The following is a 16,059-nucleotide window of genomic DNA, read 5'->3' as shown; positions in this document are numbered from 1 at the left end:
CGGATTGCATGCCCTTACTATTAGGAACATGCGAATATTAACGGAGATTTAGATCACAGTCCATACCCGGAAGCGTTCCGCGTCACGAGGGCCGAGTCACTCGGCCAGAGCCGGGAATACGTCCGTTCCCAGCAGCCGGATCGACTCGCGGGTCGCTGCATCGTCAACTCCGGGGAACACCACGCACCGTCACGTGCGCGCTCACCGTCTGCGGCAGCGCCCTCAGCAGTTCCCACCACGGACGCAGTTGGTCGACACACTCTTCGGGCGTGCCGGCCACGACATGGTCCGGCCGCGTCGAGACGGGCACGTTCGTGCCCGGCCCGTCCGGGACGGCGCCGTCCCCGACCTGCGCCATCCAGCGCCGGTACCGGTCGCCGACAAGGGAATGCCCGGCCGCCACCGTCTCCCACGCCCCCGAAGCCGCGGTGAACGCGCACATCGTCAGGGCGATGTGGAAGGGCCGGTCCAGGTCTGCGAGTTCGAGCGTCCCGATCCGGCGGGTCAGCTGCGCGACGGACGCGAGCTCGGGCGCGATCCAACCGTCGGCGATGCGCGCCGCGCGGCGCACACCCCGACTCGCGAACGCCCCGAGGAGAATCGGCGGTCCCCCGGTCTGTGCGGGGAGCGGGCGCACCGGCACAGCATGTCCGGTCCGTCCGTCCGTCACGACCGCCTCACCCGACCAGGCCGCACGCAGTGTGCAGACGGTCGTCTCCAGAATTCGTCCGCGCCGCGAACGATCGACGCCGAGGGCCGCGAATTCCTCCGGGCGATAACCGAGTCCGAGGCCCAGAATCACGCGCCCGCCGCTGAGCTGGTCGACGACCGCGACATCCTCGGCCAGCCGCAGCGGATCGTACAGCGGCCCGATCGCGACGTTGGTCGCGAGGTCGACAGCGGTGGTCTCGCGAGCGAGCGCACCCATCACCACCAGGGGACTGGGAAGATGGCCGTCCTCTGCGAAGTGGTGCTCGCTGAGCCAGACCGAGTCGAACCCGGACTTCTCAGCGGTCACGGCATGCCGCACGAGGGCGTCCAACGCCCGGCCCGACTCCGCCGCGGTCCCGCCGACAGTCTGGGCGGTCAGCGCTCCCAGGCCGACCCGGATGCGACGGCGTCGGTGGCCCACCGTCGCGTCCCGGAGCCGGCTCACTTGATCGCGCCGTCGACCTTGAGCTGGACGATCTGATCCCAGTCGAGGCCGTGCTCGAGCAGCACCTCCTCGGTGTGTTCACCGTGCTGGGGGGCACGGGTGAGCACCGGCGCCTCGTTTCCGAACCGCATCGGCGCCGTGACGAGATCCAGAGTGCGCCCGTCTTCGTACTCGACGGTGCGGACGTACTCGTTCGCGATCGCCTGCGGGTCCGTCAGCACGTCGAGGGGCTTGCGGAAGACGTCCCACTGTCCCTCCTGCTTGCCGAGGATGTCCGTCCACTCCGCGAGGGTGCGGGTCCGGAACACCTCGGTGAGCTCGGCGGTGCACTCGCGAGTGTTGCGGGCGCGGTCCTCGAACGTCGCGTAACGCGGGTCGTCGATCAGGTCGGGTCGGCCGATCGCCTCGCACAGCCCGGGCCAGTACTTCTGGCTCTGCAACAACGCCAGATGGATGTACCGGCCGTCGCTGGTCCGGTAGATGTTCGAGACCGGGTTCACCGGCGCGGACCGGTCCGGATAGGGCAGTTCCGCGGCCCCGACGAGCTGGGCGCCGGCGATGGTCGCCTGCATCGCCCACGCGCCGACCGCGAACAGCGACGTGTCGACGACGATGCCCTCCCCGGTGCGTTCGCGGTGCAGCAGTCCGGCCGCAATCCCGCCGGCGAGCGCCATGCCGCTCTGCACGTCGCCGAAGGCCGGGCCCGGCATGTTGGCCGGCCACTCGAGGTCGCCGGGGGCGATCGACCCCGCCGCACCGGAGCGCGCCCAGTAGGTGATGCCGTCGAATCCCCCCTTCTCGGAGTCGGGTCCGGCCACCCCCTGGGCGGTGCCGCGCGCGTAGACGATGCGCGGATTGCGCGCCATGATGTCGTCGACGTCGATACCCAGCTTGGTCCGCGCATCCGGCAGGAAATTGGTGGAGAAGACGTCGGCCGTCTCGACCAGCTTCATGAGGACCTCGCGACCCTGCGGGGTGGCGATGTCGAGGGCGATGGCGCGCTTGCCACGGTTGTTGATCTCCCACAGACCCGACATGCCGTCGACGTCGCCGGGCACGCCCCACGCCGCGGTCGTGCGCATCGGATCCCCGAAGTCGGAGTGCTCGACCTTGATCACGTCGGCTCCCCAGTCAGACAGGATCGCGCCGGCCGAGGGGACGAACGCATACAACGCGACCTCCACGACCTTGATTCCGTTCATCACCTTGGTCATCGAGCGTTCTCCTTCGTCGTACCGCAGTCACGTTCTACTGCAAAGATTTTCGGGCCACACGGCAGCTACGCTGCGTGTGGTGGTGGTTCCGTCGGCCGGCGCGGCGACACACGGGCGCGGATTCGACGGAGCGGCCTCCAGAGCCGGGGTGAAAAACACCGTAACTATAGCAATGTTTTATGAGTTGTACATCACATCACCGGTGAAGGCCTGTTCGATACGCACGGGATCCGGTCCCGCGGCTTCCGCGTGACAGGTCAGTACAGGGACTCCCCGCCGTCGACGACGAGGTTCGTCCCGGTGACGAACGCCGAGTCCGGGCCCGCGAGGTACAGCGCCGCGCTCGCCATGTCCGCCGGCGTACCGGCGCGCCCCATCGGCACGGTGGCGGCACGCTCGTCGAACAGCGAATTGCGCTCCTGCGTAAGTGGCGTCGCAGTGATCCCGGGGGACAGTGCGTTGACCCGAATGCCCGTGGGGGCGAGCTCGTAGGCAGCCATTCGTACCAACTGGTTGAGACCGGCCTTTGCGGTGCCGTACGGCACCAGGCTCGGCCGCACTCCCAGCGCCCGGATCGACGAGACCACGACGATCGAGCGATTCGTCCCCTCTCGGCGGACCATCGCGCGGGCCGCGGCCTGCACGCACCGGAACGTGCCGGTGAGATTGAGGTCGATGCAGGCCTGCCACTGCTCCTCGGTGAGTTCGAGGAACGGCGCCACGGTGCCGCTGCCGGCGTTCGCGACCAGGACGTTGAGCGAACCGAACTCCCGCTCGACCCGTTCGAACATCGCCGCTACCGAGTCGGCGTCGGCGATGTCGGCCACGATGCCCGCGACCCGCGACTCGTCGCCGCACCGGGCGCGCAACGATGCGACGGCCTCGTCGAGGATCTCGGGGCGGCGGGCCGCCACCGCGACCGTCGCGCCGGCGTCGAGCAACCGCTCCGCGATACCGCGACCGATGCCTTCGCTACCGCCGGTGACCAGGGCATTCTGCCCGACCAGCGCCTGGTGCCGCGAGCCGGAGTGCGTCGAATAGGGTTCCACTGTGTGCTGCGTCATAGCTTTGGTATAGCATTAGATACGAAATATTGGCATGGTTAAGGAGGAGTGCCCGGTCGGGACGGTCCGCGTCCCTATACTCATCACCACCCCGATCGCCGACCGAACAACCGACGAGGACATCGAATGACGCGCAACACCATGGGTTCTCCCACAGGAACCGCCGCCCTCCGACGCGCCATCGCGATGACACGGAACGAGAAGGTCTCGCGGACGGTCGCGCGCATGGTCGCCAAGGACATCGCCGACCGCCGGCTCGGCCCGGGTTCCGCGCTCGAGTCCGAGAACGACATGGCCAAGCGGTTCGGGGTCGGCCGCGCGTCGGTGCGAGAGGGCCTGCGCCTGCTCGAGGCGCAGGGGCTGGTGACGGTCCGGCAGGGCCTGGGCGGGGGCCCGATCGTGTCGGAGCCCTCGGGCTCCGAGTTCGGCGACACGCTGTCGATGTATCTGCAGGCGAACGGCATTCAGTTCCGCGAAGTCGCCGAGGCCGCCCTGGAGATGGAGGGGCTGGCCGCAGCAATGCTCGCCGATCGGATCGCCGCCGGAGAGGACGTCGACCTCACTCCCCTGGCCGCCCACGATCTCAGACCGGACATGTCGAACGAAGAGGTCACCGAGACCGCCACCGGATTCCACAGCGCGCTGCGGAACCTGACCGGCAACTACGTCCTCGACCTCACCGGTTCGGCCCTGGCCCACCTGTATACCGACCGGATGCTCGGCGCCCACCCCGAGGAGTGGAACGAGAAGGAGCGGGAGGCCTTCACCGAGCCGCACCGCCAGATCCACGACGCCATCGCTGCCGGCAACGCCGAACTCGCCCGCACTCTGACCCGCGCACACATGCGCGAGGTCATCGACCGCATCAGCCGCCAGAACCCGCGCATCCTCGACGAGCGGGTGGAGTGGCTCTGACCGACTAGCCTGCCCTTCGTAGTCCGGCCGCCGCCTCCCCGGGTCCACCCGGCAGGTGCGGCCCGTTCGTATGCGGCATGACCGTATCCGGAGGAGTTCCGCGGCGTTCTCGGTCGAGCGTGTCCCGTCGGGTGACGAACGAGAGCGGAGACCCCTTGACGACCAGACCCTCCATACCCGCCGCCGAGACTTCCCTCCCGGCGCGTCCGGCAGAACCGCCCACAGCCGCTGCCGCGCCTCCCCCGGGTGCGGCACCGGGACAGCCGAAGCAACCGCGCGCGGTATGGGCGATCACGTTCGCCGTGATCGTCGCGTTCATGGGTATCGGCGTGGTCAGCCCGATCCTGCGCCCGCTGGCCGAGCAGCTCGGCGGCACGCCGTCACAGGTGTCGTTGCTGTTCACCGGCTACATGGCCGTGATGGGTCTCGCGATGCTGGTCACCGGCGCGATATCCAGCCGCATCGGCACCCGCAAGACCCTGTTGCTGGGCCTGTTCGTCATCGCCGGATGCTCCCTGGGCGCGAGCCTGTCGGGGACGCTCGGCCAGATCATCGGCTTCCGCGCCGGATGGGGACTGGGTAACGCGCTGTTCGTCGCGACCTCGCTCGCCGCGATAGTCGGCGCCGCGACCGGCGGTGCGCCGAAAGCGATCGTGTTCTACGAGTCGGCCGTCGGCATCGGCATCGCGACGGGCCCGCTCGTCGGCGGACTTCTCGGCCAGATCTCCTGGCGCGCCGCCTTCCTCGGCGCCTCCGTACTCATGGCCGTGGCCTTCGCGCTGCTCGTCGTCCTGCTGCCGCCCGCCACGACGCCCGACCGGCCGATCCCGCTCATCGCACCGCTCCGGGCGCTCGGGCACGCGGGCCTGCTGTCGATCGCCCTCGTCTCCCTGCTGTACCACCTCGGCCTTTTCGCCCTGTTCGCATACGCGCCGTTCGTCCTCGAACTCGATCCACTTCGGCTCGGATTCGTCTTCTGCGGCTGGGGCGTGTGCGTGGTGATCTCGTCGGTGTCCGTCGCGCCTCGGTTGCGCACCGCGCTCGGCGCGATCGGCGCGACCGCCCTGGGCCTGGCCCTGTTCGCCCTCACCCTTGCAGTCGTGGCCGTATTCACCGGCAACCGACCGGCGGTCGTGACGTGCATCGTCGTCTCGGGCCTGTTCCTGGGCGTCCTCAACACCCTGGTGACCGAAATCGGTATGGACGCCGCGCCGGTGGACGGGAGCACCGCAGCCGCGGCGTACAGCTTCGTGCGCTTCGGCGGCGGCGCGGTGGCCCCGTGGCTCGCAAGCCGGATGGGCGAGATCTTCAACCCTCACGTTCCGTTCGCCGCCGCCGCCGGCGCCGTCGCGCTGGCGTTGGGGGTGCTGGCCCTCGGCCGGCGCCGACTGCCCGTTCACCACCGTCGGCAGCGTTGAACCGCAAAGCCTTACAGCGACCCGGTGACTTGCGCCACAGCAAAGGATACGGTACATATCGATAACCACACCAAATATTGCAATATTTAGTCGGGCGCGCGGTTACACCGTCGGCCGGCGCCGGACTCCGTGAGGACCGTGATGACCGACTACCAGTACCTGACCTACGAGTCCCTCGACGCGGGTCGCATCGTCCGCATCATGCTCGACCGTCCGAAGCAGCGCAACGCCCAGAACCGGGGCCTGCTCGTCGAACTCGGCAAGGCCTACGCACGCGCCGAGGCCGACGACACGGTGCGCGTGGTCATCCTGGGGGGCCACGGACCGTCCTTCTCGGCCGGGCACGATCTCGGGTCCTCGGACGACGTGCGCGAGCGCGCTCCGGGCTCGGGCCAGCACGTCTCCTACGCCTGCAACGGAGCCACCTACTCCGAGATAGAGATGCGGCTCCACCAGGAGTGGCACTACTACTTCGAGAACACCCGCCGATGGCGTAACCTCCGCAAGATCACCATCGCGCAGGTGCACGGAGCCGTGTACTCCGCGGCGCTCATGTTGATGTGGAGCTGCGATCTGATCGTCGCAGCCGAGAACACCACGTTCGCGGACGTCGTCGGCACCCGGTTGGGGATGTGCGGCGTCGAGTACTTCGCACATCCGTGGGAGTTCGGTCCCCGCAAGACCAAGGAACTGCTCCTGACCGGTGACTGCCTCGACGCGGCCGATGCCCATGCCCTCGGCATGGTCTCGAAGATCTTCCCCGAGAACGAACTCGCCGACTCGACCCTCGCGTTCGCGCGTCGAATCGCCCGGATCCCCACCATGGCAGCCCTGCTGATCAAGGAATCGGTGAACCAGAGCCAGGACGCCGGCGGATTCCAGTCCGCCCTCGACGCGGGCTTCACCCTTCACCAACTCAATCACGCCCACTGGTCCGCGCTGACCCGTGGCGAAACCTGCATCGGCACGGTCGAGCACGGGCTGGACGACTGGCGCGCGGCCCCCGAGATCCGGCGCGCCGACCCTCGCGTGCCCTGACCGCACCTCCCGATACCACCCGTTCGCACCTCGAAAGGCTCTGCCCATGAACGAGACGTCCCCCGCCCGCACCGTGATCGTCACCGGCGGCACCGGCGGCCTCGGCGCCGCGGTCACCCGCCACCTCCTCGACGCCGGCTGGCGGCTGGTGGTCCCCTGGTACGTCGAGGCCGAACTCGACCGCGTCGCTCCGCACCCGAACCTCGAGACGATCCGCGCCGATCTGTCCGACGAGCAGGACGTCGAGGCGGTCGTGGAGTGCGCGACGAAGGACGAGGCCCGGCCGCTGTACGGCGTGGTCAACCTCGTCGGCGGATTCGCTGCCGGCCGCCGGGTCCACGAAACGCCCATCGAGGTCCTCGAAGCCCAGTTGTCGATCAACCTCACGATCGCCTACCGCGTCATCCAGGCCGCCCTACCCGAACTCATCCGCCACGGCGGCGGGTCCGTGGTGTGCATCGGCTCCGCCGCCGCAGTCCGGCCCTTCCCGGGCGCCGCCACCTACGTCGCTTCCAAGGCCGCCGTCTCCGCCCTGGTCCAGGCGCTCGCAGTCGAATACGCCGGCGACAACATCCGCGTCAACGGTCTGCTGCCTACCATGGTCGACACCCCCGCCAACCGGGACGCAATGCCCGAGGCCGACCGCTCCAGCTGGGCCCGCCCCACCGACATCGCCGAGGTCATCGGCTTCCTGCTCGGTGATTCCTCGCGCGCGGTCAGCGGCGCGTCGATCCCGGTCGTGAACGTCGCAGGCTCGGACTGACTCTCACACCCGCGACGGTCCCACACCCAGGCGATCGGCGGCCGCGGTCAGGAAGGCGCGGCGCTCTTCGGCGGAGTCGCCCTTCCAGACCGAGTCGGCCCAGACCACGAGGTCCTCGATGCCGTGGTCGCGATACCGGCGCAGGTCCGCCGAAGTCGCCGCGTCGACGCGCACGTAGCACGGAAACTCGCCGATCCGACCGAATTCGCGCCGCAGCCTGCGAATCTCGTTCACCATCTCCACCGCCTGCCCGAAGCTCGGGGTGCCGGAGGAGAACCATCCGTCTCCCAGCCGCGCCGCGCGGGCAAGCGCCTTCGGGCCGTTACCGCCGTGGATGACGGGCACGTGCACGGGGCGAGGATGCAGTTGTACCTCATCGAACCGGTAGTGCTCGCCCTCGTGGGAGAACGGCCTGCCCGACCACGCCTTCCGCAGGATCGTCACGCACTCGTCGGTGCGCGAGAAACGTTTGCGGAACGGCACGTCCAACGCTGCGAACTCCTCCTCGAGCCATCCGGCGCCGACCCCGAAGAGCAGACGACCGCCGCTGAGTTCCTGCACGGTGATGGTGGTGCGCGCAGTGTGCAGTGGGTGCCGCAGGGCAGTGACATACACGGCCGTGCCCAGTTTGATGCGGTTCGTGGTCGCGGCCACGGCCGCGTGCACCGCCCACGGATCCGTCAGCTCCGTCGACACATCGACGATGGGTCCCGTGTGGTGCTGCGCCGTCCCCGTCGAAGGGTGGCTGCTGGAGTAGGCGACCGGATGGAGCACGTGCTCCCCCAGCCACAATGCGTCGAATCCCAGGTCGTCGGCGCAGACCGCCAGTTCGACGAGTTCGGTGGGATTCATTCCGTATGCGCTCAGTCCGATGGAGGCCATGGGGTTCGCCTTTCGTGTGATCGATGGTGAGACGACTCGTCCGCGCGGTGGCCGGTGCCACCGCGCGGACGGGCGTGCGGAGGCGGGGTCAGGCGGGGAGCAGGCCGAGCGCGCGACGGGCCAGGGGCGCGACGAATTCGCCGCGTTGACCCATCCGCGCGTCGGTGGTCTCGCCGCGCACGAACCGTGCGTAGAGCTGCTGCAGAATGACCACGGTCTTCCAGCATCCGAACGCCTCGTACCAGTCGATGTTCGACAGGTCCAGATCGCTACCGGCCGCGTACCGCGCGACCACCTCCACTCGCGACGGCAGGTCGAGGCCGTGCATACCGGGCACGACGATGAACGCCGCGTCCGAGGCCGGATCCACGGTCCGGTCCGGCCAGTAGTTGAGCAGCGTGCCCAGGTCGACCAGCACGTCCCCGGTCGTGGCCATGTCCCAGTCGAACACCGACTTGACCCGGTCCGGGTCGCCGTGCGGGAATTGGCAGTTGTCGACCTTGTAGTCGTTGTGGACGATCCCGGCCCGCTGGCTTGCCGGAATCGCCGCGCGGATCCGCCGGGTCGCCTCGGCCACGAGCGCCGCGGTCTCGGCCGGGGCGTACTCGGCGACGGCGTCCCATCGTGCCGACCAGCCCTGCACCTGGCGCTCGAGGTAGCCCTCGGGCCGGCCGAGGTCCGCCAGGTCGCATGCGGCGGGGTCGACCGCATGCAGGTCCGCGAGCGCGTCGATCACCGCGAAGCCGATCCGCCGTCCGGCGTCGTCGACGCCGGACATCGAGTCGGGCACCGAATCCCACACCACGACGCCGTCGCGGTACTCGGAGACGAAGAACTCGGCACCGACGACACTCTGGTCCGCACAGTGCAGCAGCGCCCGGGGGGCGCGGTCGTACTCGCGGTGCAGCCGGGACAGCACCCGATATTCGCGGGTCATGTCGTGGGCGCCCCGAGCGAGCTGGCCGAAGGGCGGGCGGCGCACGACGAGGAGACGGTCGCCGAAGCCCACGCGGTAGGTGAGATTCGCCGAGCCGCGCGGGAACTGCAGGACGGAGAACTCCCCGTCGACGTCGTCGAGGTGCATCCGCAGGTATGTCTCGAGCGCGGCCCAGTCGAGGTCCTCCCCCGTCCGGACCGGCGCAACCTCCGTGCGCGGCTCCCCGACGTTCGAGGCCGACGGCTGCTCGCCGGACACGACCGAGCCCGTCATCACTGGGCTCCCACCGCGGGCAGGCCGAACTTGAGTTCGGCGGCCGCGTCGAGCGCCGGCAGGTGCGTCGTCGGGAACAGGCCCGACGCCGGCGTGGCGTTCTTCAGCAGCTGCTTGGCGATCTGCTGCTTGTGCAGCTCGGTGGCGCCGTCGGCCAGGCCCATGTGGTAGCTCTCGAGCAGCCACTTGCCGAACGGCATCTCCTTCGAGATGCCGAGGGAACCGTGCAGCTGGATCGCCCGGGACACGACGTTGTTGAGCACCTTCGGCATCACCATCTTCACGGCGGAGATGTCGGCGATGACCTTCTTGTAGTCGTCGAGCTTGTCGATCTTCCAGGCTGTCTGCAGGACGAGCAGGCGGAACTGCTCGAGCTCGGCCCACGACTCGGCGATCATGTCCTGCACCAGCTGCATGTCGGCGAGGCTCCGGCCGCGCGTCTCACGAGACACCGCGCGCTCGAGCATCATGTCGAGCGAGGCGCGGACCAACCCGACGGTGCGCATCGCGTGATGGATGCGCCCGCCGCCCAGGCGGGTCTGCGCGACGGCGAAGCCCTCACCCTCCTCGCCGAGCAGGTGGTCGGTGGGCACCCGCACATCCGTGTAGCGGATGTAGGCGTGCGTGCCCTCCGACTCGTTGTGTCCCCACACCCCGACGTTGCGGATGATCTCGATGCCCGGGGTGTCCATGGGGACGACGAACATCGACGCGCGCTTCGTCCGCGGGGCATCGGGATCGGTCACGGCCATCACGATCAGGAACGACGAGAACCGTGCGTGCGAGGAGAACCACTTCTCACCGTTGATGACGTAGTGGTCGCCGTCCCGGACGGCACGCGTGACGAAGCTGGTCGGATCCGAGCCGCCCCGCGGTTCGGTCATCGAATAGCACGACATGATGTCGCCGTCGATGAGCGGGCCAAGGTACCGCTCCTTGAGTTCGGGTGTGCCGTAGTGCGCGAGGATCTCGGCGTTGCCGGAGTCCGGGGCCTGGCAGCCGAAGACCACGGGGCCACTGTGGGTGGCGCCGAGGATCTCGTTGAGCAGTGCGAGTTTGAGCTGGCCGTAGCCCGGGCCGCCGAGCTTCGGGCCCAGGTGGCACGCCCACAGGCCCTGCCCGCGCACGACGTCCTGCAGGGGCCGGATGAGCTTGTTCCGGGTGGGGTCGGTGACGTCCCATGCGTGCTCGACGACGCGGTCGACCGGGGCGACCTCCGCGTCCACGAACCGCTGCACCCAGTCCAGCTTCTCCTGGAACTGCGGATCGGTCTCGAAATCCCATGCCATATCGGTGGTCTCCTACTCGGAAGGTGAAAGTCGGGATGCGCCGGTCAGCGCGTGAGGACGGTGCAGGCGCTGATGCCCGGCGCGCCGTAGACGTGGGTGAAGCCGACCTTCGGCTCCCCGGGGACCTGCCGGTCCCCTGCCACGCCGCGGAGCTGTACGACGTTCTCGTAGACCTGGCGCAGGCCGGTCGCGCCGATCGGCTCGCCGTTGGCCAGGCAGCCGCCGTCGGTGTTGACCGGGATCGAACCGCCGATTTCGGTGGCACCGGACCGGATGAGGGACTCCTGCTCGCCGTGCTTGCACAACCCCGTCTCGGCGAGGTGCATGATCTCGGCTCCGGCCTCGGTGTCCTGGATCTGGGCGACGTCGACATCGCCGGGTTCGATGCCGGCGGCCTCGAACGCCGCGCGGGAGGCCGTGACGGTCGGGCCGTCGGCCCGTGCGGGCGACGTCCACGGGCTGAACACCTCGAACGAGCCGAACTCCCGGGACCGCAGTTCCGCGGACTCGAGAAACACCGGGGCATCGGTGTATTCGTGAGCCCGGTCCGCGCGGGCGAGGACGAGAGCCACCCCGCCCTCGGCGGGTGAGCAGAACATGTACTGCGTGAGCGGGTCGTTGACCATCGTGGAGCCGGCGATCTGTTCCTCCGTCATCGGCGTGCGGCGCCACGCGTGTGGGGCGAGCGCGCCGTTGCGAAAGGCCTTGGCGGCGACTGTCGCGAGCAGCGACCTGGGCAGGTTGTGTTCGACGAGGTAGCGCTGGGTCTTCATCGCGAAGAACTGGGTGGTGACCATCATGCCGCTCTCGCCGTACCAGCGGCCGATACCGTTGTCCTCGGGGCGGGCATTGAACGCGCCACGCGGATGTTTGTCGAACCCGACGACCAGGCCCAGATCGGACTCGCCGGAACGGATCCGGCTGACCGCGGAGGTCAGGGCACTGCCACCGGTCGCGCAGCCGTTCTTGACGTTGACGAACGGCAGCCCGGTCAGGCCCAGGGCAGAGACGAGCGTGTCGGCGTTGCCGGCCGAATCGCTGCCACCGTACGCGAACTGGATGTCCTTGAACTCGACTCCGGCGTCGGCGAGTGCCTGCCGTGCCGCATACGCGCCCTGCTCGAGCCCGCTCACGCCCTCCGTGCGGCCGAACTTGTGGATGCCGACGCCCACGATCGCGACCTTCATCGCTGCTCCTCACTGCTCGGGGCGAACGCGAACGTGACGATCTCGGTGCCATCCTCGTCCACGTGGTTGACGATCGTTTTCAGCCGCATCGGCATGTCGATCCGCAACGCATCCGCATCGGCGACAGTCAGCCGCGCCTCGACGATCACGTCACCGAGGTCGACATAGCCCACGCCGAACGGTTCGAACGGCTCGACGCACACGAACGGGTTTTTCGGCGGGAAGGACTGCACGGTGTAGGACCACAGAGTGCCCTCGCGCGGCAGTTCGAGATCCGTCATCGCATTCCGGCCGCACCGCGGGCAACCGCTCTGGTACGGGAAGGTGACCGTGCCGCAGGACGGGCAGCGGGCGCCCCGCAGCGCGGCCCCGGGGTCGCCGCCGACGAACAACTCCGGGTCGATGGGGCGCCACGTTGCGGTGGAGGCGCTCATCGGCCGGCTCCATCCGTAGCGGCCGTGCGTTCGGTGTCGATCTCCCACACCGGCAGCACCACAGGGTTGCCCGCCGCGTCGGTGCCGAGGTCCTCGAACGCACTACGCACGGGGGTACCGGCCGCGACGTCGATGCGGCCGGGCAGGTTGCCGATCAGCCGAACCCCGTCCGCCTCACCGTCGACGTCGACGACGATCACCGTGTACGGCACCGGAAACAGCGGATGGACCTGATGCTCGACGATCGTGTGGGCATAGACGGTGCCTGTGCGGGCGACCGGCTTCCAGCGCACCGACGTGCTCGCGCAGTACACACAACGCGGCCGGGGCAGGTGTATGCGGCGGCCGCAGTCCTCACAGGTGAGGATCGCGAGCTCTCCGTCCGCGGCGGCGTCGAAGAAGCCCTTGCTGCCGCGCTCGGTGACGAGGGGCCGCAGCCGGTCCCGCGTGGTGTCCGCCGGTACGGCGGTGCCGCGGGCGCTCATGCCGACACCAGGATCAGCGCGCTGGCCGCCGGCGGCGGCGCGGAGGTGACGAGGGAGACCCGGGCTCCCTCGACCTGGCTGGTGGAGGTGCCGCGGATCTGCCGCACTCCCTCCACGACGTGGTTCATTCCGTGGATGTATCCCTCGGACATGTGTCCTCCACTCGTATTGATCGGGATCGACCCGCCGAGGTCGATCTGCCCGTCGGCAAGGAAATCGCCGGTGTCCCCGCGCTTGCAGAATCCGTAGTCCTCGAGCTGAATCAGCGCAGTGATCGAATAGCAGTCGTAGATCTGTGCGACGTCGACGTCGGCCGGGCCGAGACCGGCCCGCGAGTACAGCGTCTCCTGGCACACCCTCGACGGCAGGGCGGTGATGTCCTCACGCATGAGCGTCGGGTACATGAGGCCCGGCTGCGGGTGCGGACAGGTGGACATCGCGACCGACCGGATCAGGGCCGGTGTCTGCCTCAGGTCCTCGGCCCGTTCGGTGGTGGTGACGACGACCGCGGCGGCACCGTCGGTCTCGAGGCAGTAGTCGTACAGACGCAGCGGCGACGACAGCATGCGCGAGTCGAAGTAGTCGTCGAGCGTCATGGTGCGCTCGTACATCTGTGCGGCCGGATTGGAGTTGGCGCGGCGGCGGGTTACCAGGGCGATCTGCGCGAGCTGCTCGGAGGTCAAGCCCGTTTCGGACATATAACGCTGCGCGACCAGGGCGAAGTACTGACCCGACGACAGCAGGCCGTAGGGGCCGAAGAACTCCTCGAACGTCTCATTACCGCCGACCTCGGGGGTGGCGACCGGGGACAGACCGAAGCGACGGCCGGAGCGGCCGTTGAGGGAGCGGAACACCACGACGGTAGTGGCCTGCCCGCTCATGATCGCGGCGACGGCCTGCGCGACCATCGCGGCCGGGCCGGAGCCGCCCGGGCCGGCCTCGCCCCAGTAGGTCAGGTTCGGAACGCCCAGTCCGTCGGCCAGGGCCGCGCAGGAGACCAGGTCCATGTCGTTGCGGACGATGCCGTCGACATCGGCCGGGGTCAGTCCGGCATCGGCGAGGGCGTTCGCTGCGGCCTCGACGGCCAGAGCCGTAACCGACACGCCGGAGTCGCGGGAGTACTCCGTCGTGCCGATGCCGGCGATCGCGCAGGCATCCCTGCGCCAGGTGGGGTCGGTGGACATAGGCGGTCACCTCTGCGTAGCGCTCGCCGGGAAGCGGCGGGCGGATGGGTTCTGTCGTTTTCGGAATGCTCGAGGTCGAGGCCGGATTCCACCGGTCTCGTCAGTTCGCGGTCAAGCCGCCGTCCGCGGCAATCGCGGCTCCGGTCATGAACGAGGCGTCGTCGGAGAGCAGGAACGCGACCACCGACGCCATCTCGCCGGGGTCCGCGGACCGCGCCAGCGCCGTGTTCTCGACCACCCGGCTGCGCGTGGCCTCCGGCTCCGGGCCCTGCAGCGCGGCGGAATTCGCGCGCAGTCCGGTGCTCACCAGACCCGGGCACAGGCAGTTGGCCCGGATCCCCCGGGCGGCGTATCCCATGGCAACCGAGCGGGTCAACTGCAGGACGCCCCCCTTCGACGCGTCGTAGCCGGGGGTGTTCAGATTCGTGGACACCAGCGACGCGACCGATCCGACGGTGACGATCGACCCCCCGTCCGCGTCGAGCAGGTGCGGAATCGTCGCGCGCAGCGGCAGAAATGTGCCGGTGAGGTTCACCCGCAGGATGCGCTCCCAGTGGCCCAGGTCCATCTCGTGCAGCATCGCGGTCCCGGAAATGCCCGCGCACGTGACCACCCCGTCCAATCCACCGAACTCGGCGACGGCCGCTTCCACGGCCGCGGCGACGGAAGCCTCGTCGCCGACGTCGCACACCGACCCGATCACGGTGCCGCCGGCCGCGCGCACCGCATCGGCGACCTCCACGGCCGCGTCCTCACGGGCGTCGGTGACCGCGACGGCCGCGCCCTCGGCGGCGAGGCGGTGTGCGACGGCCGCGCCGATTCCGCTGCCGCCACCGGTGAGGAACACCCGCCGCCCGGCGAGCCGCTGCGTCAGGTCCGCGGACGTCGTTCCGCTGGTCTCGGTGATCGTCACAGCCGCACCCCCATGTCGACGGGGAGCGCGACCCCGGTGATGTACTGGGCCTCGTCGGAAGCCAGGAACAGCACCGCGTTGCTCAGGTGGGCCGCCGAAAGCCACCCGACGCCCATCGGATTGCGGTTCTTGGAGCGTTCCCACAGGTCGTCCGGCCCCGGGTTCTCCAGATCCGGGCCGAAGATGCGGAAGGTGGCCTCGTTCAGCAGCATCGGGGTTTCGACGGCGCTCGGGTTGACGGTGTTCACCCGGATGCCGTGCGGGCCGAGTTCCGCGGCGAGCGTGCGCATCAGGCCCATGACGCCGCTCTTGGAAGCGTTGTAGTGGGCGATGTTGGCGGAGCCGAGCATGGCCTGGATCGAGCTCGTGATGACGATCGAACCACCCCGGCCGGCCTCGATCATCGCCGGCACGACCGCCTTGACGGTATGGAAGGCGCCGGTGAGGTTGACGTCGAGCATGTCCTGCCACTCGGTGTCGCTGAGCTCCCACGTAGGACGGAAGCCGACGATGCCGGCGTTGGCGGCGACGATATCGATGTGGCCGAACTCCGCGAGGGCCTCGTCGACGACCGCGTCGAGCTGCTCCTGGCTGCGCACATCGGCGGTGCGTGCCAGTACGCGCCGCCCGGTCGCGGCGACCAGCGCCTCGGTCTCCTTCAGTTCCACCTCGGTCGGGAGTGGGTAAGGCACCGAGTCGATCTCGGTGCATGCGTCGAGGACGACGACATCCGCGCCCTCCTGAGCGAGCCGCAGCGCATGCGACCGGCCCTGTCCGCGGGCTGCGCCCGTGACGAGCGCAACCTTGCCTTCAACTCTTCCCATCGATCCGTCTCCTTCTCGGAATACCACTGGTTGTCGAGACCCGCTCGAGAGCGCTCGGTGAACGGAAGTCACTGCCGGCAGGG

The 16,059-nt window shown here is 69.1% G+C and carries 16 protein-coding genes; 4 read left to right on the top strand and 12 right to left on the bottom strand.

Annotated elements, in window-relative coordinates; all coding sequences use genetic code 11:
- Positions 1-163: 163 nt before the first annotated feature.
- The 3 genes from JYA75_RS07580 to JYA75_RS07570 form a co-directional block, all read right to left on the bottom strand.
- Positions 164-1,156 (bottom strand): LLM class flavin-dependent oxidoreductase, encoded by a 993-nt coding sequence (locus JYA75_RS07580; protein WP_239010545.1) that lies wholly within the window; start codon positions 1,154-1,156, stop codon positions 164-166.
- Positions 1,153-2,370: a CoA transferase gene (locus JYA75_RS07575; RefSeq protein ID WP_006939844.1), complete on the bottom strand. Its 1,218-nt coding sequence runs from the start codon at positions 2,368-2,370 to the stop codon at positions 1,153-1,155. Before JYA75_RS07575 ends, JYA75_RS07580 begins: the two co-directional genes overlap by 4 nt.
- 257 nt (positions 2,371-2,627) lie before the next feature.
- Positions 2,628-3,434 carry an SDR family NAD(P)-dependent oxidoreductase gene (locus tag JYA75_RS07570; protein WP_065921998.1) on the bottom strand — a complete coding sequence of 269 codons (807 nt, stop codon included), beginning with the start codon at positions 3,432-3,434 and terminating at the stop codon, positions 2,628-2,630.
- Between the two features lie 126 nt (positions 3,435-3,560).
- Here JYA75_RS07570 and JYA75_RS07565 point away from each other — a divergent pair, with 126 nt between their 5' ends.
- The 4 genes from JYA75_RS07565 (at position 3,561) to JYA75_RS07550 (ending at position 7,568) form a co-directional block, all read left to right on the top strand.
- The gene (locus tag JYA75_RS07565; RefSeq protein WP_006939847.1) at positions 3,561-4,349 is read left to right on the top strand and encodes a GntR family transcriptional regulator; all 789 of its coding nucleotides are present in this window, start codon (positions 3,561-3,563) and stop codon (positions 4,347-4,349) included.
- A 302-nt stretch (positions 4,350-4,651) separates the two neighbouring features.
- Complete coding sequence (locus JYA75_RS07560; RefSeq protein ID WP_006939852.1) at positions 4,652-5,767, top strand: MFS transporter; 1,116 nt, start codon at positions 4,652-4,654, stop codon at positions 5,765-5,767.
- A 141-nt stretch (positions 5,768-5,908) separates the two neighbouring features.
- Complete coding sequence (locus tag JYA75_RS07555; RefSeq protein WP_168580202.1) at positions 5,909-6,805, top strand: enoyl-CoA hydratase; 897 nt, start codon at positions 5,909-5,911, stop codon at positions 6,803-6,805.
- A gap of 46 nt (positions 6,806-6,851) precedes the next feature.
- Entirely contained in the window at positions 6,852-7,568 is a 717-nt protein-coding gene (locus JYA75_RS07550; protein ID WP_043797999.1) for an SDR family oxidoreductase, read from the top strand.
- Positions 7,569-7,571: 3 nt separating this feature from the next.
- Here the strand turns inward: JYA75_RS07550 and JYA75_RS07545 are convergent, their stop codons facing one another.
- The 9 genes from JYA75_RS07545 to JYA75_RS07505 form a co-directional block, all read right to left on the bottom strand.
- A complete protein-coding gene (locus JYA75_RS07545; protein ID WP_029546416.1) occupies positions 7,572-8,450 on the bottom strand; it encodes a TIGR03619 family F420-dependent LLM class oxidoreductase in 879 nt (292 codons plus the stop codon).
- 88 nt (positions 8,451-8,538) lie between these two features.
- The gene (locus tag JYA75_RS07540; RefSeq protein ID WP_203329844.1) at positions 8,539-9,660 is read right to left on the bottom strand and encodes a phosphotransferase family protein; all 1,122 of its coding nucleotides are present in this window, start codon (positions 9,658-9,660) and stop codon (positions 8,539-8,541) included.
- Positions 9,660-10,949 carry an acyl-CoA dehydrogenase family protein gene (locus JYA75_RS07535; RefSeq protein ID WP_029546418.1) on the bottom strand — a complete coding sequence of 430 codons (1,290 nt, stop codon included), beginning with the start codon at positions 10,947-10,949 and terminating at the stop codon, positions 9,660-9,662. The genes JYA75_RS07540 and JYA75_RS07535 overlap by 1 nt, the downstream gene beginning before the upstream one ends.
- A gap of 44 nt (positions 10,950-10,993) precedes the next feature.
- The gene (locus tag JYA75_RS07530; protein WP_203329843.1) at positions 10,994-12,136 is read right to left on the bottom strand and encodes a thiolase family protein; all 1,143 of its coding nucleotides are present in this window, start codon (positions 12,134-12,136) and stop codon (positions 10,994-10,996) included.
- Positions 12,133-12,570: an OB-fold domain-containing protein gene (locus tag JYA75_RS07525; RefSeq protein ID WP_203329842.1), complete on the bottom strand. Its 438-nt coding sequence runs from the start codon at positions 12,568-12,570 to the stop codon at positions 12,133-12,135. Before JYA75_RS07525 ends, JYA75_RS07530 begins: the two co-directional genes overlap by 4 nt.
- Positions 12,567-13,055, bottom strand: a complete 489-nt coding sequence (locus JYA75_RS07520; RefSeq protein ID WP_029546421.1) for an OB-fold domain-containing protein — start codon at positions 13,053-13,055, stop codon at positions 12,567-12,569. The genes JYA75_RS07525 and JYA75_RS07520 overlap by 4 nt, the downstream gene beginning before the upstream one ends.
- Complete coding sequence (locus JYA75_RS07515) at positions 13,052-14,239, bottom strand: lipid-transfer protein (protein ID WP_043798010.1); 1,188 nt, start codon at positions 14,237-14,239, stop codon at positions 13,052-13,054. The genes JYA75_RS07520 and JYA75_RS07515 overlap by 4 nt, the downstream gene beginning before the upstream one ends.
- Before the next feature lie 100 nt (positions 14,240-14,339).
- Complete coding sequence (locus tag JYA75_RS07510; protein ID WP_050036000.1) at positions 14,340-15,152, bottom strand: SDR family NAD(P)-dependent oxidoreductase; 813 nt, start codon at positions 15,150-15,152, stop codon at positions 14,340-14,342.
- Positions 15,149-15,976: a mycofactocin-coupled SDR family oxidoreductase gene (locus JYA75_RS07505; RefSeq protein ID WP_043798012.1), complete on the bottom strand. Its 828-nt coding sequence runs from the start codon at positions 15,974-15,976 to the stop codon at positions 15,149-15,151. The genes JYA75_RS07510 and JYA75_RS07505 overlap by 4 nt, the downstream gene beginning before the upstream one ends.
- Positions 15,977-16,059 lie beyond the last annotated feature (83 nt).

This window comes from Rhodococcus sp. PSBB066, from assembly GCF_017068255.1.
GTDB classification, from domain to species: domain Bacteria; phylum Actinomycetota; class Actinomycetes; order Mycobacteriales; family Mycobacteriaceae; genus Rhodococcus; species Rhodococcus aetherivorans.
Note: the sequence above shows the minus strand (reverse complement) of the source record. Positions and strands in the feature narration are given on the sequence as shown.